Origin of the sequence: Alteromonas sp. S005 (assembly GCF_036864475.1) — a bacterium.
GTDB lineage: Bacteria > Pseudomonadota > Gammaproteobacteria > Enterobacterales > Alteromonadaceae > Alteromonas.
This window is the reverse complement of the sequence record NZ_JAZETN010000006.1, coordinates 59,352-81,238: the sequence shown is the minus strand read 5'-3', so window position 1 is coordinate 81,238 and position 21,887 is coordinate 59,352. Positions and strand designations below refer to the sequence as shown.

Here is a 21,887-nt window from a genome sequence, read left to right as displayed (position 1 = left end):
AGTTTCGTTATTCTGTTGTTGCTCTTGCTATTTACCTTCTGAAGAGAAACGCGCTACAACGGTTTCAATTACATCAGGTTGATAACCTAGGTTACGCAAAACTTGTTCCAGCATGTTCGTTTTCTTAGCAGTGTTGTTATTTGTCACTACCCAGAACGGGCTATCTGGGATAGCTTTCGGATTAGTGCTGCTGCCGTTTTCAAGCAACGCTTCCTTACTTGTCGCAAAGTAAGTACGGTTTTTACCCTTGATACTTTCAACGCGCGCAAAGTTTCCTGCATTAAGCTTGTGCGCTGCACTTAAAACAAACAAAAATTGATCAACCCGTTTAGTAAATGTGCTTAATGCATCTTTTGACACGGCATCCAAAATGTCTCGTTTGGTGTGGGTATCGTTTGAAAGTGACGCTTCAGTAGCTGCCGCTGGCTTTTTTGCTACTTTATTGTTTGCGGGCTTTTTCGCTGCAGCAGTTTTTGCTGGCGCTTTTTTCGCCGCAACTCTATTTACCGAGGCTTTATTCGCCGTAGGCCTTACCGAAGCGCTAGCCGCTTTTATAGCAGGTTTCGCTGATGTTGTTTTAGGTTCTGCTTCTACCGCCGAGCTAGGTTTACTTGTCGACTCTGTAAGGTCTGCACTTTTTGTTTCGCTTGTTTTTGCAGGCGTCGATGATGCTTCACTAGGCTCTGAGCCCTGCGATGCCGCCCCATCTTCAGGTAAAAGTAAACGTCTTAAAATTTGCGATGCACTCTCACCAATATGCTTAGTCTGGCTGGCGATGAAGGCATATAAATCGTCATCTATTTCAATGCTTTTCATAACTACTTCCTTTTTAAGAGGCACCATTATAGACAACACAGTTAAACTACGCAGCACTTAATAGCAGATGTTTTGAGGATTCGTGAATATAAAACGTTGAACAAACCTATCGCATACCAACGTATAAATTTACAGAGGTATAAGAATAGAAAGCGATACCCTATAGTTGCTACTATGATTAAAACTACCATTGTTAGAATGACAGAGTTTTTTTAAATAAAAGTGACAAAAATATGCGCCAAGAAATTATTCGTATTCAGCAAGTTCTTAGTCAGAAGATTATTGGTAAAGAGCATCAGTTGAAACTCGCAATTACGTGCTTACTGGCCAATGGTCACTTGCTAATTGAAGACTTACCGGGGATGGGTAAAACCACGCTTTCACACGCCCTCTCGCAAGTTTTTGGTCTTCAATATGCGCGTATTCAATTTACGTCAGACTTACTACCTTCCGACATGTTGGGCGTAAACATTTTTCACAGCCACGAAAGCGATGAGCAAAAACGCTTCATCTTTAGACACGGTCCTATTTTCAGCCAAGTTGTACTTGCCGACGAATTGAACCGAGCAAGCCCCAAAACTCAAAGTGCCCTATTAGAGGCAATGGAAGAGCGCCAGGTGAGTATTGATGGTGTAACCCACGCACTTCCTTCACCTTTCTTTGTGATTGCTACGCAAAACCCTAGCCATCAATCTGGTACTTACCCTTTACCTGAGTCGCAGCTAGACCGTTTCTTTATGCGTATATCACTTGGCTACCCAGCCTGGGAAGCGGAAAAAGCTATGCTAATGCAGCAAGACGCATCAGCGCCACTTAGCCAAATTTTAAGTGAAGCAAACTTACACCAGATGCAAAATGATGTGTCTGCTATACATACGAGCGATGCCATTCTTCATTATATATTGCGACTGGTCAGCGAAAGCCGAGAGAGCGGCGATTATCCTAATCCGCTTTCACCGAGAGCCAGCCGAGCGATACTTCAAGGTGCCAAAGCATGGGCGTACGTTTGTGGTAGAGAGTACGTGACGCCCGAAGATGTGCAGGCTGTATTTGTGGCAATTACCGCACACCGGTTAAGTTTATCTTCCTATCAAGGTGGACAGGGGCAACATAACCAAACTTTTGATGGCGAGAAATTGAGTCAAAAATTACTTGATAGTATCGACCCATTGGCAGCTTAGTATTAATGGGTCGCTGGAGTATTACACGTGCTTAAAGTGTCGACATCCTTATCAAGTTACTTTAAACGCCGACTACTGAAGTGGCTTGATAAGCGTGTTCCGGCTTCACATGAACACCACCTAAATTTGAACAGTATTTTTATACTACCGAGTGGGTTTGGCTGGTCGTTTATTATTTTGTCTCTGTGCTTGTTTTTACTTGGGACCAATTATCAAAACAACTTGATGTTACTGCTGAGTTATTTGTGCTTAAGCATAATGCTGCTCACGTTATTTTACACTCATCAAAATTTTGCGCGTTTAGCGCTTAAAGCTATTCCACCCGACTCGTTCCACTGCAATTTAGACGGTGAAATCCACCTTCAGGTCATCCCTAATAAAAACACACCGTCGAGAGCCTGTAATGGCGTTCTGTCGGTAAAATGGCTTAATGTCGTGCGCGCAGCAGATACGCACACAAAAAAAACAACTGATAGCGACGAATCAACGTATTTTGAGCGAAGCTTTAGCTTTGCGTTAAATAAAGATTTAGTTTCAAACAAAGAGCAAAAACAAAGCCTCAAGGTTCCTCTGCAAATACCAAAACGGGGGCGATTTACTTTGGGGCGAATGACAATCGCTTGTGACTTTCCTCTTGGGCTTTATAAATGTTGGACTCACCTTGATTTTGACCAACAAGTTATTGTGTATGCCAAGCCTGAAGAAGGCCCTATCACTATCGATAAGATTGCCAGTACAGATGAGCCAGAAAGTGTTAGTGAATTAAGCGACCCAACCAGTAACGAAGACTTTTACGCATTGAAGGATTACGAAGTTGGACAGCCACTTAACCGGGTATCGTGGAAGCATGTGGCTAAAAATGGAAACTGGGTTTCTAAATCTTTTACTTCTCTGCAAAGCGACAGCTATTTACTTTCGATGCCGTCAAATGCAGATTTAGAAACTGCCGTTTCTGCACTCACTCATGCAATACTCTGTTGGACAAGTGCGGATGCCGGGTTCGGTGTTCAGTACAAAGGACTGAACATAGCGCCTAATCATGGAACAAAACACATGCATGAGTGCCTTAGCGCACTTGCTTGTTTAACACCTGCGAATAATGCAAATCACAATACTCCGTCGGTCAACTCAACCACAAACAGGCCCATTTCTTTAGCTTCCAAAAGGAAGAAGACGGTAAGACCTCTAACATGAATACCCTAACTTCTAACCGATTTTTACAATTAGCGGTTTTAAAAAGGATACTCAACCCCCCACAGTCCGCGGCTGTTCTTCTGCTTTGCGCAGCCTTCTCCCTAATACTTTCTACGCTAACCTCCCCCTTAATGATATGGGTATTAATGCTCAGCGGGTGTGCTGTGGTTGTGAGAGTTGCAGGCCTTAGCACACTGCATAGCTTACCTACTACACGCACGGTGAATCTACTTGCTGTGCTTGCCGTATTTGCTCTATCTTGGTTCGGGTTCTCTGTAGGTCTTCTTGATAGCATGATTAATTTGTTGACTATAGCGTGCGCCCTAAAAATTATGCTAGTTGAAAAAAAGCGAGATTTTCACCTACTAATATGCACCTGCTTGTTCTTAATAGGCTGTGGTTTTATTTCATCACTAAGCGTATTTGCATGGATAGGCTACACAGGGATATTAGCATTACTGCTCGTCGCAACAGCTATTTATCACGGCGCTGGTGTCTCAATATTGAGAAGCTTTAAATTCGTCAGTGTACTTATTGTTCAAGCTTTTCCCATTGCGCTACTTTTATTCCTGTTGCTGCCTCAGCTTCCGCCCCTTTGGCAAATGCCCACATCAAAATCTACGGAAACCGGGCTTTCCGATACAGTGACGCCTGGCGATATAGCATCACTAGCAAGCTCATCTGAACTCGCTTTTAGCGCCACCTTTAATAGTGAAGAGGAGGTGCCCGATACGCCTTCTAGATACTGGCGTACAATGACACTAGAGCACTTCGATGGAAAAACTTGGTCTATAAGCGATAAACGTAAACAAGCCGAGCAACAGTTAGCTATTATGGGGAGGTCAACGCCGCTATCCACGTTGTCAGAAAAAGCGGTATCTCTTGTAATTGACTATGAATTAATTGTAGAGCCGACTCAACAAAGGTGGTTATTTGCTCTAGAGCCTTCCTCGCCTAATAACTTCCAGAACAGTATTTTTGTCAGTACACTATTTGATTATACCCTACGCGCCAACACGCCTATTTCAAGCAAGAAAGCCTTTTATTTACGCTATTTTCCAGACGCTCCAATCATTAACGGAATAGGCAACTTTGAAGCGCAACTAAATTTACAAGTTTCAAAAAATGGCAACCCCGAAGCGAGGGCTTGGGGACAGGCACTAGCTAATCAATACAGTAATGCGCAAGAGCTAGTCAATGCGATAATGCGCGAATTCAGTCAAAGTGGATTCCGCTATACCCTTTCACCAAACGCTATGCCTGTTGACCCTATAGACAGCTTTTTATTTGAGCAACGGGCCGGTTTTTGTGCTCACTATGCTGGCGCTATGGTCTACGTACTTCGCGCAGCTGGCGTGCCGGCTAGGATGGTGACTGGCTACCAAGGTGGCAGCGAACTCAGTGATAAGGTCCTACAAATAAGACAGTACGATGCCCACGCATGGGTAGAAGCCTTAATAAACGGCAAATGGATACGTTTCGACCCCACCAGTATGGTTGCGCCTTCTCGGTTATCTTTTGGCCTAGAACACGCATTAGAAGAGTTAGGAGAATCACGCGAAACAACCATACTAAGTGAATTTGGTAATTCTGTTTTTTTTGCAACCTTGCAAGGCTGGTTCCAGAAACTCGACTATTCGTGGAGTAAGTGGGTGCTGGGCTTTGATAACGCAGCCCAGACGAACATGCTCGAGGAATTATTAGGCGCGCTGACTCCGCAAAAAATGCGCGCTGTATTTTTATCGGCTCTTGGGCTGATCGGTCTCATATTGGCTTTATATTTTTTACCTAAAAAACAAAAGGTTCACTCGTCACCTTCGTATCGCATATTGCAAAAAGCGATACAGCTTGTTGAAACAGAGACAGGAGTACAAAGAGATAATAAAACCTTATCAGCCTATATAAAGCAAACCAGCGCTTTTTTGCCACCACATGCAGCCAGGTCATTTAAACAACTCTGCGAGCTATTTGAACGTGAGCATTATGCAAAAAGTGCCCCAAGCGCTAATAGACATGGAGCCATGAAGCTTCAATTAAAAACACTCAAACAGTCACTGAAATAAGATTTTAAAAAGAGAAGTTAGTGTGCCAGTGTAAAAGACAGTGACATTGCACCGTAAACATTCACGCTCCCACCTTTTTAGTGCAAACGGCTGAACTTTTAAAGAAACCATTTTTAACGCCCAACTAAAAAATAAAGCTCAATATATTGTTTTAAATAGAGTTTTTAACACTATTACTCGGTTTTCATCTATTGGCACTTTTTTGGCTACTCTTTTGTTGTTTTAAAACCATAGCTAGTAAACGTTCGAAGCAAGGGCTGCGATGTGTTATTGCTTGAGAACTTTAGTGTGCAAAGGCGTACACCTATAAAGCGTTTTAAAAATTACATCAGATAGCTACTACAATGTGCGATTTTGGACAAAGGCGTCCCCAGTTCTTTCTAACGAGAGTGCTGCGGACGCCTTTTTTTGATCTGCAATAGCGCATGTAGATAGCTAACTTTCGCAACAAAACTGGCAATTTATTAATAACGACAACGTGAGGTGAAACCATGGCTTATCTTCTCCCCGCTGAGTTTGCGACCAAAATGGTAGATGCAGGCGAAGCAAAGATTTATATGTCTACACGAGATACTTTAATACGCGCTTATATGGCAGGCGCAATATTGGCACTCGCAGCCGTTTTTGCAATTACCATAGCCGTTCAAACTGGCATTTTTCTGCTAGGAGCCGTGCTGTTCCCAGTTGGCTTTTGTATGCTTTACCTTATGGGTTTCGACCTTTTAACCGGCGTGTTTGTATTAACGCCGCTAGCATGGCTTGCCCAGCGCCCAGGGGTTACGCCAAAACAGATATTACGAAACTGGGGCTTAGTCTTTTTAGGTAACTTCGGCGGCGCATTAACCGTTGCCTTTATGATGTCGTTTATTTTTACCATGGGCTACAACGTAGATGGCGGCGCTATTGCGACAAAGGTTGCCAGTATTGGCGAAGCCCGAACATTAGGCTATGCAGAGCATGGAGCGGCCGGTTGGTTCACCATTTTCATCCGCGGCATGCTATGTAACTGGATGGTATCGCTAGGCGTAGTGGGTGCAATGATCTCAACCCACGTAAGCGGTAAGGTGTTGGCTATGTGGATGCCCATCATGCTGTTCTTCTTCATGGGTTTTGAACACTCTGTGGTAAATATGTTCCTTTTCCCATTTGGCCTTATCATGGGCGGTGATTTCTCTGTAATGGATTACTTCATTTGGAATGAAATTCCAACAGCACTAGGCAACCTGGTAGGCGGCTTAGCTTTTACTGGCCTAACGCTTTACACCACCCACGTGAAGACATTGCCAAAGCGTACAATCCCTGTTGATAAGGCAGCGGCCTCTCAAACGCTACGTATCTAATCAAGATATTTCCCCAAACCGCCATCACGACATAAACCTTTATATTAAGTCGTGATGGCAACATTCTTTCCTTTTTAAAAGTAAGTCGACAGACCTATGTCCAGGTATCTATGTAACTGTAACTAGGAAACAAGCAATTGAATATGAATAAGCAAGCAGCGCTACAAACATCGAACTACTCGCTACCTTGCACACTTTCAGTAAGTGCTTTTTCAACACCTGGCGTCAAAGACATAAACCAAGATGCTTACACCTACCACGTATCTTCTGATGAGCTAAATCGAAGTAGTATCTTTGTGGTTGCTGACGGTGTCAGCAGTAGCACGGTAAGCCAGATTGCTAGCGATTTTGCCACCCGCCAGTTTGCTAAGCTATTTAACATAGCGCCCGAACAATGGACGGTTAAAACCCGCGCCGAAGCCATTATCAAAGAAATTAATGCACTGCTATATACCCGAACGCAGAAAAGCGCTTTTTGCTACACCCCTGAAAAAGGCTATGTGTGCACATTGTCGGTAGCAATCGTAACCGGTAATCACCTCGACGTATTTCACGTTGGAGATAGCCAAATTCAAGTTGTCACAAGCGATATTAAAGACCCTATATTGCTAACTCGCGCTCATCGACAAGCATCAGAGAGTGAACCTTCACAAACTTACCTTGCTAATGCGTTGGGCGTTAGAGCAAATATCGATATTGACCATACTTCATTAACTTTAACCTCACCAAGTACCATTGCGATAAGTACCGACGGCGTTTATGAATTTGTGGCAATGCCGAGCATACTCAACAAAATAAATAATGCCAATATGCTATCTGAAAACCAAGCTGCTTTAGTTGTACACGAGGCGTTTAACAATGGAAGCGATGATAACCTCACCCTTCTGCTTATAAAAGTCGAGTTCGCTCATATTGGTCACGATGGAAAACAAAACCTAATCTCGGCTATCGGAGATATAGATACCAACTGTCACGACGTATCGAATGCTGCCGGTTACATCAGGGGTAAATTAGCATTTAAGGCTACCGACGAGTTAGCGTTTACCGAACTTAAAACAGGCGATGAGATAGATGGATTTAAATTAGAGCGACAGCTTTATAATTCTGCGCGAAGCCATGTATTTATCGCCACGCGACGCAGTTCATCCGTTACAAACCCGAATGATACTGTGGTCGTAAAAACACCTGCCACTGACTTTGCTCAATCACCTGAAATGCTCAACGGTTTTCTAATAGAGAATTGGTTTTTAAGGCGGGTCGACTCACCCCATATTGTAAAAAGCCCCACTTTTACGGACTTGGGTTATCAAAACACACCCACAGCCTTTTACAGCGTGAGTAGCTATGTGCAAGGACAGACCTTAGCACAGTGGTCTATTGATAACCCTACACCTTCATTAGAGCAAGTGAGGAATATCGTTGAGCAGATCTGCAATGGATTACAGGCAATGCATCGCCAGGGCATGCTTCACAGGGATATACGCCCCGACAATATTATTATTAGCGAACACGGTCACTGTTCCCTTATTGACCTTGGGTCAGCAGCCTTAAAAAATGCCCCCAGCCTTTATAGTGATGCGTCTATTCCTGGTGCAGCGCTCTTTGCAGCACCAGAATACTTTTTAGGAAATGTAGGCACAGAGCGCTCGGATTTATTTTCCTTAGCCGTACTCACATATTACCTTTTATGTGGTCGTTATCCTTACCATACCAAGCTTGCCCACTGTCGTACTTTTGCTGAACAGAAAAAACTAAAATACGAGACGGCGTTAGATCCTAAAAGGCGAATACCTACTTGGGTTGATAGTGCGCTTAAGCGTGCCTTACACATAAACCCTGACAAACGCTACTCTACGCTTTCAGAGTTTATTCACTCGCTGCGCTACCCAAATCCTTCTGAGCACACGACGTATCAGCCCTTAGTAAAGCGCCATCCGCTTTTTGTCTACAAAGCACTAATACTGGCCCTTATTGTTTGCAACCTAGTAACGCTCATTTTGTTTAATTAACCTGTTGAGGAAATACTAATGATTACATCAAGAACACAAGTTACCGACATGATCCAATCAGCCAAAATTCTAAAAGGCATAAAGTGGAGCCAAATTGCTGAGGTTGTAGGTCAGTCTAAAGAGTGGAGTACTGCCGCTTGCTTAGGCCAGATGGCCATGACAAAGCAACAAGCAGAAGCGGTAGGCGAATTACTTGAACTTACCGACGAAGCCATTGCGTGGCTTCAGATAGTACCTTACAAAGGCTCATTACCTACAGAAGTGCCGACCGACCCGCTCATATACCGCTGGTATGAATTGGTTAATGTATATGGCAATACCTTAAAAGAACTTATCCATGAAGAGTTTGGCGACGGTATTATGAGCGCGATTGATTTCTCAATGGATTTACAGCGAGAAAACGACCCTAAAGGCGACCGCGTTAGCGTCGTTATGTCTGGAAAGTTTTTGCCTTACAAAATGTACTAAAGCCATGTACCAAAGCAAAGTGCTATAGGCATAAAAAAAGCCGGTCGAATGACCGGCTCTTTTGTGTTTTTTTGAAGCGTTAGCTAACACATGCTAGCTAACGTTCGCAAAGACTAATTACTTAGCGTCTTTACGTGCTTTCGCTTCTTCAATTACTTTGTCAGCTACGTTCTGAGGACATGCTGAGTAGTGGCTGAATTCCATAGAGAACTGACCACGACCAGATGTAATAGTACGTAGGTGACCAATGTAACCAAACATCTCAGATAGAGGTACGTCAGCCTTGATGCGAACGCCAGTAGCGCCAGCTTCTTGGTCTTTGATCATACCACGACGACGGTTAAGGTCACCGATTACGTCACCAACGTTGTCTTCTGGGCTGAATACGTCAACTTTCATCACAGGCTCAAGAATCTGAGGACCTGCTTTTGGCATTGACTGACGGAATGCACCTTTCGCTGCGATTTCGAACGCGATTGCTGATGAGTCAACTGCGTGGAAACCACCGTCGTATAGCTCAACTTCGACGTCTAGTACTGGGTAACCAGCTAGAGGACCTACTTCCATCATACCTGCGAAACCTTTTTCGATTGCAGGGAAGAATTCTTTAGGTACGTTACCGCCCACAACAGTAGATGTGAACTTGAAGCCAGAGTTAGTTTCGCCCGGCTTGATGCGGTAATCGATCTTACCGAACTGACCAGAACCACCAGACTGCTTCTTGTGCGTGTAGCTGTCTTCAACAGGTAGCGTGATAGTTTCACGGTATGCAACCTGTGGCTGACCAACTTCTAGCTCAACGCCGTAAGTACGCTTCAAGATGTCTACTTTGATATCAAGGTGAAGTTCACCCATACCTTTAAGGATGGTTTCGCCTGAATCTTCGTCAGTTTCAACTTGGAAAGATGGATCTTCTGCTACTAGCTTACCGATAGCGATAGACATCTTTTCGTTAGCGCCTTTGTCTTTTGGCTTAACAGCAATAGAGATTACTGGCTCAGGGAAGATCATTGGCTCTAGTGTACAAGCGTTTTTAGGATCACAAAGCGTGTGACCAGTTTGAACGTTCTTCATACCTACAACAGCTAGGATGTCACCTGCTTGTGCAGAAGTAAGTTCAGTACGCTCATCAGCGTGCATCTCAACCATACGGCCGATACGCTCAGTTTTACCAGTCGCACTATTAAGAATAGTGTCGCCTTTGTTTAGCTTACCAGAGTAAATACGGATAAACGTTAGGGCGCCGAAACGGTCGTCCATGATTTTGAACGCAAGTGCACGGAACGGCTCGTCAACAGATACTGTTGCTACTTCACCAGTAGGCTCACCAGTCTCTTCATCTGTAAGAGGCTGTGGGTCTACTTCTGTTGGAGAAGGTAGGAAGTCGATAACTGCGTCAAGAACTAGCTGAATACCTTTGTTCTTAAATGCAGAACCACAGTATGTTGGGAAGAACGCTAGGTCACGAGTACCCTTACGGATACAACGCTTGATGTCTTCTAGAGACGGCTCTTCGCCATCCATGTAAGCCATCATTAGGTCATCGTCTTGCTCAACAGCAGTCTCGATTAGTTGCTCACGGTATTCGTTAGCTTTCTCAACCATATCTTCTGGGATATCTACTACTTCGTAGTTCTCAGGTAGGCCTGAGTCGTCCCAGATGTACGCTTTCATGTCTAGAAGGTTTACAACACCTGTAAACTCGTCTTCGATACCGATTGGAAGTGTCATTACTAGTGGGTTAGCAGCAAGTACTTTCTTAACTTGGCCAACAACACGGTAGAAGTCTGCACCCATACGGTCTAGCTTGTTAACGAAAATACAGCGTGCAACGCCAGATTCGTTAGCATAACGCCAGTTAGTTTCTGACTGAGGCTCAACACCGCCAGAACCACAGAATACACCGATACCGCCGTCTAGTACTTTAAGTGAACGATATACTTCAACTGTAAAGTCAACGTGTCCCGGAGTATCGATGATGTTCATGCGATGATCTTTCCAGAAACAGGTTGTTGCCGCTGACTGGATGGTAATACCACGCTCAGCTTCCTGCTCCATGAAGTCAGTTGTTGATTCACCATCGTGAACCTCACCAGTTTTATGGATTTTACCAGTAAGCTTCAAGATACGTTCTGTTGTGGTAGTTTTACCCGCGTCTACGTGGGCGAAAATACCAATGTTTCTGTATAAAGATAAGTCTGACATTAGTTCACTTTCATTGGTTCAGAGTAAAAAAACGGCTGGATTATAAAGGATTTCTATACCAGATTTACACCTTTTTTAGCATAAACCTAAAATTCGCTTGCCAAAATCCGCGCCAGCATCAATTCTTTTCTATAAGTATCAACAACTTAATATGTTATGACACTTTTTTGAAAAATAACAAAATCACACCTCATCAGCTGAAGTGCGAACAATTGTTACTGTAACTTCATCTCTGTCGTGGTAGAGATGCCTAACTTTAACCGCGAATGCATCATCTAAAGCATTTAAACGGCTACTTAGCAACGCCATGGCTTCAACTACAGTTTCATAGCGTTGTTTCATAGGTAGCTTTAAGTTAAAAATGGCGTGGGTCGCCCAGTGCTTGACCAGCCAATCCCCCATCAATTTCGCTACTCTATCGGGTTGCTCTATCATATCACATACAAGCAGATCGACGCGACCAAATTGTGGTCGATAAGTAAAGCCGTCTGCTGCGTGATGTTCAACCAACCCGGTACTCATTAAACTATCGGCTACAAGTCCATTATCGATAGCTTCCACATACATGCCGCGCTTCACCAATTGATAGGTCCAGCCGCCAGGGCACGCCCCTAAGTCAACCGCACGACCACCGCTTCGAAGTACTTTCGTTTGTTGAGTGTCACTCAGCATGTTTACAAGTGCATCTTCGAGTTTAAGGGTAGACCGGCTAGGCGCATCACTTGGAAATTTCAATCGGCAGATACCGAGATGATCACGACTTGCGTGGCTAGGTAATGTATAGCCAATATGACAAATTTCAAATGACTCAAAGAAAATATGTAGCTTAGATTTGCCTAAATTCTCTTTTGCAGTGAGCCACCCTGCCTTTCTTAACGCCTGGCGAAGAGGTACGGTAAACTTTCGGCAAAATTTAGCGAGGGTTTTCCCGTCCTCGGTATCGGGGTACTCCACGTCGATGGCACCAAATATTGAAAACGGTTTTTCTACTTCTTTCAGTGCTTCAAGTATTTGCCCCACTCTATCTTCTTTTTCCACTTCACTTAACGTGGCAAAAACAGCCACTAGCTGGCGAGGAAAGATGCTGTCGTGAACAGCAAACTGGGTAATGGTTTGCTCTAATTGCGCGGCATCATATAGATGGTAGTGTACAAAGCCACTATTTTTCTTTGACACAGGGTAACCGTAGCACTGAGCTTCGCCATATCTAGACGTAAGTTCGTTAGCTGTGTCATTTTCATACCCCGGTCGGCAATAGCCTAAAATACTAGCATTAGACATTACCTGCTCCCTTATTTTGGTTCACGTGTTTAGCACTTATTTTGTCTGTTTCCGTCAAGCTTTGCTGCGCGCTTACTTTATGCTTGGAAGGCCCCACCAGCAAGCCAGCAATCAATAAAATCCAGCCTGTAATCATGAATAGGCCACCTAACGGGGTTATTGGCCCAAACCATTTAATACCGCTGATGGCGAGCGCGTATAAACTTCCGCTAAACAATACCGTACCGGTAACAAAACAAAACGCCACCCGGTTAGCCCACTTCGGCGAGACAAAAGCAGACAGAGCAGGCAATAGCATCAAGGCTAGTGCATGATACATTTGATAGCGCACACCTATTTCAAATGTATTGAGTTGCTGTGCATTTAGTACACTTTTTAAACCGTGAGCGCCAAACGCCCCTAGCACAACCGCTAAGCCCGCAAGCAGCGCTCCAATGATAATATAAGGTTTAGCAAATCTAAGTTTTTCGGTACTCATTGATTTAATCGTTCGCTTTCATTTCAAATGTCATTTTGAACATTAATTATCCAAATTACGGGTTATAAACGCCGCGGTTAATTCAGCAGCTTTAATAATATGCTGTTGCTGGGTTTTACCGCTGGCCTTTCGAGGTTTGAAGCTGTGGTCACCGTCTTCTAAAAATACGCATTCAATCGTTGATGATAGCGCGTAGTTTTCTTCACCACTTTCAATCTCATTTTTATTACCAAAGGTATCCCTTTCCCCTTGAATAATAAGCAAAGGTTTCGCCGCCGTTAGTAAGTGTTCTGTGCGAGTTTTCTCAGGCTTACCCGGTGGGTGAAATGGATAGCCCAGCGCTATCGCGCCTCTTACATTGCTTATACCTTCATACACCATGGTGGACATGCGTCCGCCCATCGACTTTCCTCCAATGAACATGGGTAAGTTATGTAGGGCACTGTTATCTTTGCTGCACGATTCTATTACTGCAGTAAAGTGTGACACGAGTTTGTCGCCCTTATCAGGAGGCCTGCGCTTTCCTGTAGTCTTGATGGTCTGCATATAAGGGAAATTGAAGAGCACCGTAGATATGCCTTTAGCAACAAGTTCGTTTGCCATGTCTTGCATGAACTCATGCTCTTTACCTGCACCAGCGCCGTGCCCAAGTATTAAACATGCGACAGGCGCTTTGGCAGCATGCACTTCCATATCGAAAACAACGTCATTTGTAGTCGTTTCTGTAGTGGTTTGTGTATTGCTTTCTTTTAATCTCGCCATACTACAACAAATCCTCTTGTTCAGCTTCAACCAGGGCTAAGATCCAGTCTCTAAACGCTGCAATTTTTCCTAATTCAGCCTGTGATTCCTCACACACTAAATAAAATGCGTCACGACTTTCTACCCGTTCTTCAAACGGCATCACAAGTCGTCCTGCTTCAATTTCTGGCCTAGCGAGTATGGTATTACCCAATGCGATACCTTGACCTAGCGCAGCCGCTTGCAATACCAACATAGAATGGCTAAAAACCGGACCTTGGTTCACATTCACACCAACAACGCCAACATGCTTAAGCCAGTTTTTCCACGCGGTTCGACTAAGGTCATGTAGTAACACGTGATGTCGTAAATCAGATAAGCTAGATAGTGGCTTAGGGCCTTGAAACAGCATGGGTGAACACAGCGGTGTAAGGAACTCTCTGTGCAGCTGGTCAGCTTGAAGCCCGGTCCAACGGCCTTTCCCGTAATATATCGCAACGTCAACATCGTCTTCTAAGAAGCCTTCGTCGAAGTCTACCGCTTTAATGCGAACGTCAATATCAGGGTGAGCCAAGCTAAACTTATGAATGCGTGGTACCAACCATTGGCTTGCAAAGCTCGGCGGCATAGCCACCGTGATGGCACCTTTACTGCCTTTAGCAAGTAGCCTTTCCGTCGCATCCTGCAAATTCTTAAAAATATCTTTTAACTCTAGGAAATAGGCTTGCCCTTCTTCGGTAAGAAGCAATGTTCTATTTCTACGAAGAAACAGCTTCATCGATAAGAAATCTTCAAGGGCTTTTATTTGATGACTTACTGCTGCTTGGGTAACAAACAATTCGTCTGCTGCCTTGGTAAAGCTCAAATGACGCGCCGCGGCTTCAAACGATTTTAAGGCATTAAGAGGAGGTAAACGTCGGTGCATATATTGTATTCAAATCCAGTGTGACCGAAGCATGACAAATCCATTAGTTTTTCTAATGACAACCCATACTTTTACTCGTTTTATTTCTCACCACCCACTGATTATAATTTACCCGAAATTAAGAAAGAGCATTTAATTTCAGTTAATTATGCCGACCAAATGTTAAACATTTTAACATTGACCAACAATTTTTTAATTATTTTTATTAGGTGTGAAAATGAAAAAACTACTTTTAGCTAGCGTTTCTGTAATGGCTTTCGCAAGCGCTGCTGCAAATGCTAACGCACAACCAGAAAAGATCAATCTACAATCGTTAATCAACACTGCAATGACCAGTGTAAAAATGGCTGAAGTATTGCCGGAAAACGATGCTCACATCGTCGTTAAGAAGCAATCAAAGGCAATTTTAGCTGAAGAGATCCAAGTCCAGCTTCACAAGAATCTATTAGCAATGGCGAAAGGTGAAGAGCGCGTAACCGTTTCTGAAGCGGAATAAGCAACTCACACACCTGATACGCATGCCGGTGCTCGCACCGGCATACGCCATCAACACCTGCTTAGGTATTACTTGTATCTAACGCGTCAAAACCTTTCACTAGTTCATCTAACGCTTTCATTTGCTGTAAATATGGCTCTAATTTCGCCAGCGGTAATGCACAAGGTCCATCACACAATGCCTCATCAGGATTAGGATGAGCTTCAATAAACAAGCCAGCTAAGCCCAGCGCCATGCCGCTTCTTGCTAATTGAGCCGCTTGCGCCCGTCGACCATCCGCAGAGGTAGCACGACCACCTGGCATCTGTAGTGCGTGAGTCGCATCAAAAATCACTGGCGCATATTCTTTCATTGCGTCCATACCTAGCATATCTACAACTAGGTTGTTATAGCCGAAGCAGCTACCGCGCTCACAAAGAATAACCTTGTCGTTACCCGCTTCACCTAGCTTTCCAATTATATGGCGCATTTCATGAGGCGCTAAAAACTGTGGTTTCTTAACGTTGATTACGCTTCCAGTCTTTGCCATAGCCACCACTAGGTCGGTCTGACGAGCTAGGAAGGCAGGTAACTGGATAACGTCAACCACTTCGGCGACTGGTGCCGCTTGGTGCGGTTCGTGTACATCAGTAATAATAGGAACGTTAAAGGTTGTCTTAATTTCCTCAAAAATACGTAAGCCTTCTTCCATACCTGGGCCGCGGTACGATGTCACTGATGAACGATTAGCTTTATCAAACGAAGCTTTGAAAACGTAAGGTATATTGAGCTTTTGTGTTACTTCAACATAATGCTCAGCAATTCGCATTGCCAGGTCGCGGGACTCAAGTACGTTCATTCCTCCGAACAGTACGAAAGGTAAATGGTTGGCAACCTCGACGTTACCTACATTAATAATCTGTTGAGATTCAGACATTATTTATTTCCAATTAAATCTTAAAAAAGAGGTTGTTTGGTGACTGCTACCATTGCTGTTGCCATTAACACCACCAGTGCTGCAACGAAGAAGCCCCACTTGCTTAACTTTGTTTTAGCTTTCTTAAGTGCAAACAATCCAAACACAATGTAAAGCACTACGCCAATGACCTTAAACGTGAGCCACGCGTTAACAAATGGGTATTGAGACAGAATGACACACAGCCAGATTGCACTCGCTAACAGCACGGTATCAATGATATGAGGAAGAATTTTCACCCACTTCTTGTTTAACGCTGTAGCGTCAAATTGGCTCCAAATAAACCGAAAGACAAAGAATAGGATGCTTAGGCCAACGGCGGTTAAATGAAGGTGTTTTGCCATCATGTACATAGTGTGTTCCTGTTTTTATTAGATGATAAGCCTGCTGCTCATTTTTCTAACACATGAGCCAAATGGTCATTGTTTTATCTTGAACGTGAAAATCGAAAGCCCTCTAAAAGGCAGCTAAGTTTATGCCTTTCTCTTGAAAGCCATCGACAATATGTGATTACTTTGCAGTCACATTTTAAAGCACGAGCAGTCATCTTAAAGACAGGTGGGCTGGGTTAGACCTATCTTATTTTTTATAGCTCTCGTGTAAACGCTATTATTGTAACGTATTACAGTACGTAAATAACGGGGAAATGCATCACTTCGCATCAGGATATTGAGCTTGTATTGCTATAAAAGCGGGAAGATCGTTTAGCATACATTCCACCAAGTGTGGGTCGAAGTGTTTACCGCTTTCCTCTTTTAATACAGCTTCAACCTTATCAACTGTCCACGCGGGCTTGTAGGGTCGCGAGTTTATTAGCGCATCAAACACATCTACCAATGTGGCAATACGGCTTTTAATATCGATTTCTTCGCCCTTAAGCCCATCGGGATAACCTGTTCCATCCCAACGCTCGTGATGTTGTTTTGCTAACATGGCGGCAAGCTGAACCGTTGGGCGGCTTGAGTCTTGCAAAATTTGATACCCAAACTCTGCATGCTGACGTATGTTGAAAACTTCTTCTTCGGTTAAAGGCGTTGTTTTTTTCAAAATCGCTTTTGGCACAATAGAGGTACCAATATCATGCAGCGGTATAGCAAGGCGCAGAGTATCAAGGTCCTGTTCACTAAGCCCTGCTTTTTCTGCCAATAGTTGCGCCATTTCAACCATTCTCGTTAGGTGATTTGACGCATTTGATTCATGCTCTAAAGCGCGCCCTAAGCGCTCAATAATTTCTTTCTGCGTCGCCTCAACATCAACGGTTTTTAATACGTTATCAAACGCCAGCTGCACACTATCTGAAAAGCGTTTCACCAAATGCCTATCATTATCACCAATTCTTCTGGGCAAACCCGACAAATACAAAAGTGCACCGTCGTGAGTTTTGCTATTACAGTAAGCCACCACGTGATCTTCTGCATATACAATCTGCTTATCGCGCATTGCCTGTGCACATAGTGCATATTCTTCTGCACTAATCGCATCTTTTAGCGGCACGCCTTCTTTGCTGGCATATTCGCCATTTCCTGCAAACACATAAAGTTCGTCTTTGCCCAACTGACTATTGTTTGTATTGATTGTTCGCGATGTAGTGGCAACCGCAGTAGTGATATAGGCGGCATCTTTCGAACAACCCAAAATAGAGGCCAACTGTTGAATGATGCCCTGCATGAATTTTTCGAGAGAACGTGAAGAAAACAAATCAACAGAGGCATCGATGATCTTTTCAAGACCGCGCCTATTTTCTTCAATAACGATAATATCGCGATAAGAGCGCAGCGCTGCAATAATAACTGTGAATAGTTTTTGTGCAGTTAGTTCGGTTTTAGATTTATAGTCATTGATGTCGTAGTTAATGATGACATCTTTTTCTGGTGCTTGGCCGGGCTGGCCAGTGCGTAAAATAATGCGGGTAAAGTGATTGTCGAGCTCATTGCGTATGTAGTCTGCCACTTGAAGACCTGCGTCATCGGTTTCCATTACCACATCAAGTAAGACTACAGCGATATCATTATGAGTTTCGAAAATTCTCTTTGCTTCTTCGCCACTGTGTGCGCTAACAAATTCTAGGGATTTACCATTTAAACTGAAATCATTTAGAGCTAGTTTGGTAACCGCATGTACTTCGGGTTCATCATCAACGATGAGCACTTTCCAACAGCCCAAATCTTCTACTTCATTTTCATCGTCATCTTCTGCGAAAAGAAAGTCATCATTCATCTGGTACATCCTGTAGTGTAAGAAGTTGTATAGCTTAGCGCTTTTGATTTTTATTCGATGCTACACAAGATACTAATGTAAAACAAAATATAAGCAAGTTTGCAATTAAACAGCTATGGTTACTGCCAATTTTATGCGTGATGAAAGTAATTAAAGAGCTAACGCCACTGACCTAACGTTACGCGATCATTGTCACCGTAGTCCTTAACAGTTTTGACATCTACAAATCCAGCATTTGCGAGCAAAGCGTTAACAGCAGTGCCTTGGTCAAAGCCGTGTTCGAATGCAAGTAAAGCCCCTTTATTGAGATATTCAGGCGCATTATCAATAATATGCTTAATGTCATCTAAGCCATCATGACCAGAGGTTAATGCCGTTTTCGGTTCAAAACGCACGTCGCCTTCGTCAAGATATGGGCTGGTTTCTTCGATATAAGGCGGGTTTGAAACGATAATGTCGAAGGTTTGGCCATTGAGAGCATTAAACCAATCACTTTGCACGAAGCGGGTATTGGTTATGTTATTGGCTTGTGCATTACGAGTTGCAAGTTTTACCGCTCCTTGCTGGAAGTCCACACCCGTTACTGATGCTTCAGGCAATTCGCTTGCTAATGCTAAAGCAATAGCGCCAGTGCCCGTTCCTAAGTCGCAAATTGACAGCGGATGAGATAGATGGTCATTGGCCCAGTTAAGAACCTGTTCAACCAACACTTCTGTATCAGGCCGGGGTATTAGAGTATCAGGTGAGGTAAATAGTGAAAGGGTCCAGAAATCGCGCTTGCCGATAATATAAGCAACAGGCTCACCCCGTTTTCTCTTAGCTACTGCAACCTCAAATAGAGTCCGCTCAGTGTCGTCCAAGGTTTTATCTGGCCATGTGAACAGGTAAGTTTGAGACTTACCAAGAATATTTGCCAATATAACTTTGGCATCAACAGAGGGTGACTCTCCACCCTCTAATTGCTCAACAGCCCATGCTAGGGCCTTATCTATGCGCATTATCTTTTTAACGCTATTTTTGCTGCATTACGAAATTATTCGTCAGAAAGCGAGGCTAACAAGTCAGCCTGATGCTCTTGCAAAATCGGATCGACGAGCTGTTTTAGATCCCCTTCTACTACTTCATCTAAGCGATAGATAGTCAGGTTGATACGGTGATCGGTAACGCGACCTTGCGGGAAGTTGTAAGTACGAATACGCTCTGAGCGGTCACCACTACCTACTAAGCTCTTACGAGTAGAAGCTTCTTCTGCCGCGCGCTTTTCTTCTTCAATTTGATTTAAACGCGCTTGAAGTACTGACATAGCCTTAGCACGGTTCTTATGCTGCGAACGCTCGTCCTGACACTCCACAACCAACCCCGTTGGCAAGTGCGTGATACGAATAGCAGAGTCAGTTTTGTTAACGTGCTGACCACCCGCGCCCGATGCGCGGAAGGTATCGATACGAAGCTCAGCTGGATTGATTTCAATGGCTTCTGACTCAGGAATCTCAGGCAATACGGCAACAGTACATGCTGAGGTGTGAATACGACCTTGCGATTCGGTTTCTGGAACACGCTGTACGCGGTGACCGCCCGACTCGAACTTCAGCACACCATAAACGCCATCGCCACTAACGTTAGCAACCACCTCTTTGTAGCCACCGTGTTCACTTTCGTTGGCATTTACCAACTCAACACGCCATCCGCGGCTTTCGGCGTAGCGGCTATACATACGGAATAAATCGCCGGCAAATATCGCCGCTTCGTCGCCGCCCGCTCCTGCGCGAATTTCTAAGAAGCAGTTGTTGTCATCGTTTGGATCTTTAGGCAGAAGTAAAACCTGAAGCTCAGTTTCAAGGCGCTCAATTTCAGCCTTAGCTTCTTTCATCTCTTCTTGTGCCATTTCACGCATTTCAGCATCGTCTTCGTTCAGCATTTCCTGTGCTGAGCTTAAGTTTTCTTGTGCTTGCTGATAGGCATTAAAGCCAGCGACTACATCTTCTAGCTGGCTGAACTCTTTTGATAAGTTGCGAAACTTATCCTGATCGCCGATAACTTCAGGGTCACCGAGTAACGCCTGAACTTCTTCGAAACGCTCGACTAAGTGTTCGAGTTTCCTAACTACCGACTCTTTCATATGCTTCTTATTACCTTATTTATTATTGTCTGACGAAAAGTCAGATAAATCTAATGCTTGCCCCATCCAACGGCTTAACGACGGGTCATCATGCATGGCAGCCTCGCGTAACGCTAGGGTCGTTGAGTGCAACAACGTATTAGTTAGCTTATACGCCATTTCTTCTAATACCGTTTCGGCATTCTTACCTTCCGCTAATTGCGCTTTGGCTTTTTCCACAATATCGTCACGCTGTGCCATGCCTTTTTGGCGATACTGTCTTACTAAATCTATGGATTGCTGCGACTGTTTCCATATCATGTAGTCGCCAGCTTGCTTGTCGATAAGCTTTTCAGCTTCTTTAGCAGCTTGCTCGCGGTTTTCTAAATTCTTTTGAACAATATGCTGTAAATCATCGACAGTATAAAGATAGGCATCACCTAACTCGTTAACTTCTGACTCTATATCACGCGGCACCGCCAAATCGACCAAAAACATTGGCATGTTTTTACGCTGTTTAAGCGCTTTTTCCACCATACCTTTACCAATTAAAGGTAGCTGACTCGCGGTAGAGCTTATCACGATATCGAAATCTTTTAAGTGCTCAGGTACTTGTGACAAGGTAAACACGCTGGCATCTAGCGTTTCGGCTAAAGCCTCAGCTCTGGCTACCGTTCTGTTTGCCACAGCTAAACAGCTTACGCCCTGCTCTTTCAAATGCTGAGCAACTAACTCAATGGTTTCACCTGCACCCACAAGTAATACCGAACGCTTAGGTAATTCAGCGAATATATGCTTGGCTAACTGCACTGCTGCATAAGCCACGCTTACCGCGTTTGCCCCTATATCAGTCTCACTGCGAACGCGCTTCGCCACCGAAAAAGTATGTTGGAACAACTTATCAAACTCGCTGCTCACCATTCCCGAATGCTTTGCATCGCCAAACGCCTGCTTTACCTGCCCTAATATCTGGGGCTCACCTAAAATAAGTGAATCAAGGCCGCTCGCTACTCGCATAATGTGCTTTACTGCTTCGTCTTGTGCGAGCACGTAGCTGTTACTAGCAATCTCTTCTACATCTAAATGATGAAAGTCGCTTAACCATTGTAGAAGCTGTTGACCCGTATCATCTTGGGTGTTGACATATAGTTCAGTGCGGTTACAGGTTGATACAATGACAGACTCATCTATGCCGTTCAGCTTTTTTAAACTCGCAAGCGCTTCCACCAGAGAATCTGGTGTAAAGGCCACTTTTTCGCGAAGTGCTACTGGTGCTGTTTTGTGGTTAATACCGAGGGCGAGTAAAGTCATTAAAATCTGTGCTGGCAACGTCGGAGCGGCATTGTACGAAAAACCCAAAATGATTGAAAGTGTTGGTGAAACTGTGTTCCCATAATGTCACAGCTAAATATGATTTATT

The 21,887-nt window shown here is 44.0% G+C and carries 19 protein-coding genes; 7 read left to right on the top strand and 12 right to left on the bottom strand.

Features of this window, described 5'->3' with window-relative positions; genetic code table 11:
* Nucleotides 1–27 precede the first annotated feature (27 nt).
* Nucleotides 28–816, bottom strand: coding sequence for a replication initiation negative regulator SeqA (gene seqA / locus V7R55_RS09530; RefSeq protein WP_334059252.1), 789 nt, complete (start codon nt 814–816; stop codon nt 28–30).
* Nucleotides 817–1,049: 233 nt separating this feature from the next.
* On the opposite strand from seqA, the gene V7R55_RS09525 reads away from it, so the two are divergent.
* From V7R55_RS09525 to cynS, 6 genes are all read left to right on the top strand, one after another.
* The gene (locus tag V7R55_RS09525) at nt 1,050–1,997 is read left to right on the top strand and encodes an AAA family ATPase (RefSeq protein WP_334059251.1); all 948 of its coding nucleotides are present in this window, start codon (nt 1,050–1,052) and stop codon (nt 1,995–1,997) included.
* 258 nt (nt 1,998–2,255) lie between these two features.
* Nucleotides 2,256–3,191, top strand: a complete 936-nt coding sequence (locus tag V7R55_RS09520; RefSeq protein WP_334059250.1) for a DUF58 domain-containing protein — start codon at nt 2,256–2,258, stop codon at nt 3,189–3,191.
* Nucleotides 3,188–5,254: a transglutaminase family protein gene (locus V7R55_RS09515; protein ID WP_334059249.1), complete on the top strand. Its 2,067-nt coding sequence runs from the start codon at nt 3,188–3,190 to the stop codon at nt 5,252–5,254. Before V7R55_RS09520 ends, V7R55_RS09515 begins: the two co-directional genes overlap by 4 nt.
* A 491-nt stretch (nt 5,255–5,745) precedes the next feature.
* Nucleotides 5,746–6,594, top strand: coding sequence for a formate/nitrite transporter family protein (locus V7R55_RS09510; protein ID WP_334059248.1), 849 nt, complete (start codon nt 5,746–5,748; stop codon nt 6,592–6,594).
* Between the two features lie 143 nt (nt 6,595–6,737).
* Nucleotides 6,738–8,603 carry a protein kinase domain-containing protein gene (locus V7R55_RS09505; RefSeq protein ID WP_334059247.1) on the top strand — a complete coding sequence of 622 codons (1,866 nt, stop codon included), beginning with the start codon at nt 6,738–6,740 and terminating at the stop codon, nt 8,601–8,603.
* 18 nt (nt 8,604–8,621) lie between these two features.
* The gene (gene cynS, locus V7R55_RS09500; protein WP_334059246.1) at nt 8,622–9,071 is read left to right on the top strand and encodes a cyanase; all 450 of its coding nucleotides are present in this window, start codon (nt 8,622–8,624) and stop codon (nt 9,069–9,071) included.
* Nucleotides 9,072–9,188: 117 nt separating this feature from the next.
* On the opposite strand, the gene fusA is transcribed toward cynS, so the two are convergent.
* The 5 genes from fusA to V7R55_RS09475 form a co-directional block, all read right to left on the bottom strand.
* The gene (gene fusA / locus V7R55_RS09495) at nt 9,189–11,276 is read right to left on the bottom strand and encodes an elongation factor G (protein ID WP_334059245.1); all 2,088 of its coding nucleotides are present in this window, start codon (nt 11,274–11,276) and stop codon (nt 9,189–9,191) included.
* Nucleotides 11,277–11,459: 183 nt separating this feature from the next.
* Nucleotides 11,460–12,557 carry a 23S rRNA (cytidine(2498)-2'-O)-methyltransferase RlmM gene (gene rlmM / locus V7R55_RS09490; protein WP_334059244.1) on the bottom strand — a complete coding sequence of 366 codons (1,098 nt, stop codon included), beginning with the start codon at nt 12,555–12,557 and terminating at the stop codon, nt 11,460–11,462.
* Complete coding sequence (locus V7R55_RS09485; RefSeq protein WP_334059243.1) at nt 12,550–13,035, bottom strand: DUF423 domain-containing protein; 486 nt, start codon at nt 13,033–13,035, stop codon at nt 12,550–12,552. The genes rlmM and V7R55_RS09485 overlap by 8 nt, the downstream gene beginning before the upstream one ends.
* Before the next feature lie 42 nt (nt 13,036–13,077).
* Nucleotides 13,078–13,728 (bottom strand): alpha/beta family hydrolase, encoded by a 651-nt coding sequence (locus V7R55_RS09480; protein WP_334059337.1) that lies wholly within the window; start codon nt 13,726–13,728, stop codon nt 13,078–13,080.
* 70 nt (nt 13,729–13,798) lie between these two features.
* Nucleotides 13,799–14,701: a transcriptional regulator GcvA gene (locus tag V7R55_RS09475; RefSeq protein ID WP_334059242.1), complete on the bottom strand. Its 903-nt coding sequence runs from the start codon at nt 14,699–14,701 to the stop codon at nt 13,799–13,801.
* A gap of 217 nt (nt 14,702–14,918) precedes the next feature.
* Between V7R55_RS09475 and V7R55_RS09470 the strand changes: the two genes are divergently transcribed.
* Nucleotides 14,919–15,197 (top strand): hypothetical protein, encoded by a 279-nt coding sequence (locus V7R55_RS09470; RefSeq protein ID WP_179982977.1) that lies wholly within the window; start codon nt 14,919–14,921, stop codon nt 15,195–15,197.
* 61 nt (nt 15,198–15,258) lie between these two features.
* Here V7R55_RS09470 and kdsA read toward each other — a convergent pair whose 3' ends face one another.
* The 6 genes from kdsA to hemA form a co-directional block, all read right to left on the bottom strand.
* Entirely contained in the window at nt 15,259–16,113 is an 855-nt protein-coding gene (kdsA, locus tag V7R55_RS09465) for a 3-deoxy-8-phosphooctulonate synthase (RefSeq protein ID WP_334059241.1), read from the bottom strand.
* Between the two features lie 20 nt (nt 16,114–16,133).
* Nucleotides 16,134–16,505: a SirB2 family protein gene (locus V7R55_RS09460; RefSeq protein WP_334059240.1), complete on the bottom strand. Its 372-nt coding sequence runs from the start codon at nt 16,503–16,505 to the stop codon at nt 16,134–16,136.
* Nucleotides 16,506–16,803: 298 nt separating this feature from the next.
* Nucleotides 16,804–18,369 carry a DUF3369 domain-containing protein gene (locus V7R55_RS09455; RefSeq protein WP_334059239.1) on the bottom strand — a complete coding sequence of 522 codons (1,566 nt, stop codon included), beginning with the start codon at nt 18,367–18,369 and terminating at the stop codon, nt 16,804–16,806.
* A gap of 158 nt (nt 18,370–18,527) precedes the next feature.
* On the bottom strand, nt 18,528–19,367 hold the full coding sequence (prmC, locus tag V7R55_RS09450; protein WP_334059238.1) for a peptide chain release factor N(5)-glutamine methyltransferase: 840 nt from the start codon (nt 19,365–19,367) through the stop codon (nt 18,528–18,530).
* Nucleotides 19,368–19,402: 35 nt separating this feature from the next.
* The gene (prfA, locus tag V7R55_RS09445) at nt 19,403–20,488 is read right to left on the bottom strand and encodes a peptide chain release factor 1 (RefSeq protein WP_179982972.1); all 1,086 of its coding nucleotides are present in this window, start codon (nt 20,486–20,488) and stop codon (nt 19,403–19,405) included.
* Between the two features lie 15 nt (nt 20,489–20,503).
* Nucleotides 20,504–21,778, bottom strand: coding sequence for a glutamyl-tRNA reductase (gene hemA, locus V7R55_RS09440; protein ID WP_334059237.1), 1,275 nt, complete (start codon nt 21,776–21,778; stop codon nt 20,504–20,506).
* Between the last annotated feature and the right edge of the window lie 109 nt (nt 21,779–21,887).

Bases quoted from the DNA above. Each gene is read 5' to 3' on its own strand.
- seqA (WP_334059252.1), bottom strand. From the start codon at position 816: ATGAAAAGCATTGAAATAGATGACGATTTATATGCCTTCATCGCCAGC.
- V7R55_RS09525 (WP_334059251.1), top strand. From the start codon at position 1,050: ATGCGCCAAGAAATTATTCGTATTCAGCAAGTTCTTAGTCAGAAGATT.
- V7R55_RS09520 (WP_334059250.1), top strand. From the start codon at position 2,256: ATGCTGCTCACGTTATTTTACACTCATCAAAATTTTGCGCGTTTAGCG.
- V7R55_RS09515 (WP_334059249.1), top strand. From the start codon at position 3,188: ATGAATACCCTAACTTCTAACCGATTTTTACAATTAGCGGTTTTAAAA.
- V7R55_RS09510 (WP_334059248.1), top strand. From the start codon at position 5,746: ATGGCTTATCTTCTCCCCGCTGAGTTTGCGACCAAAATGGTAGATGCA.
- V7R55_RS09505 (WP_334059247.1), top strand. From the start codon at position 6,738: ATGAATAAGCAAGCAGCGCTACAAACATCGAACTACTCGCTACCTTGC.
- cynS (WP_334059246.1), top strand. From the start codon at position 8,622: ATGATTACATCAAGAACACAAGTTACCGACATGATCCAATCAGCCAAA.
- fusA (WP_334059245.1), bottom strand. From the start codon at position 11,276: ATGTCAGACTTATCTTTATACAGAAACATTGGTATTTTCGCCCACGTA.
- rlmM (WP_334059244.1), bottom strand. From the start codon at position 12,557: ATGTCTAATGCTAGTATTTTAGGCTATTGCCGACCGGGGTATGAAAAT.
- V7R55_RS09485 (WP_334059243.1), bottom strand. From the start codon at position 13,035: ATGAGTACCGAAAAACTTAGATTTGCTAAACCTTATATTATCATTGGA.
- V7R55_RS09480 (WP_334059337.1), bottom strand. From the start codon at position 13,728: ATGGAAGTGCATGCTGCCAAAGCGCCTGTCGCATGTTTAATACTTGGG.
- V7R55_RS09475 (WP_334059242.1), bottom strand. From the start codon at position 14,701: ATGCACCGACGTTTACCTCCTCTTAATGCCTTAAAATCGTTTGAAGCC.
- V7R55_RS09470 (WP_179982977.1), top strand. From the start codon at position 14,919: ATGAAAAAACTACTTTTAGCTAGCGTTTCTGTAATGGCTTTCGCAAGC.
- kdsA (WP_334059241.1), bottom strand. From the start codon at position 16,113: ATGTCTGAATCTCAACAGATTATTAATGTAGGTAACGTCGAGGTTGCC.
- V7R55_RS09460 (WP_334059240.1), bottom strand. From the start codon at position 16,505: ATGTACATGATGGCAAAACACCTTCATTTAACCGCCGTTGGCCTAAGC.
- V7R55_RS09455 (WP_334059239.1), bottom strand. From the start codon at position 18,369: ATGAATGATGACTTTCTTTTCGCAGAAGATGACGATGAAAATGAAGTA.
- prmC (WP_334059238.1), bottom strand. From the start codon at position 19,367: ATGCGCATAGATAAGGCCCTAGCATGGGCTGTTGAGCAATTAGAGGGT.
- prfA (WP_179982972.1), bottom strand. From the start codon at position 20,488: ATGAAAGAGTCGGTAGTTAGGAAACTCGAACACTTAGTCGAGCGTTTC.
- hemA (WP_334059237.1), bottom strand. From the start codon at position 21,778: ATGACTTTACTCGCCCTCGGTATTAACCACAAAACAGCACCAGTAGCA.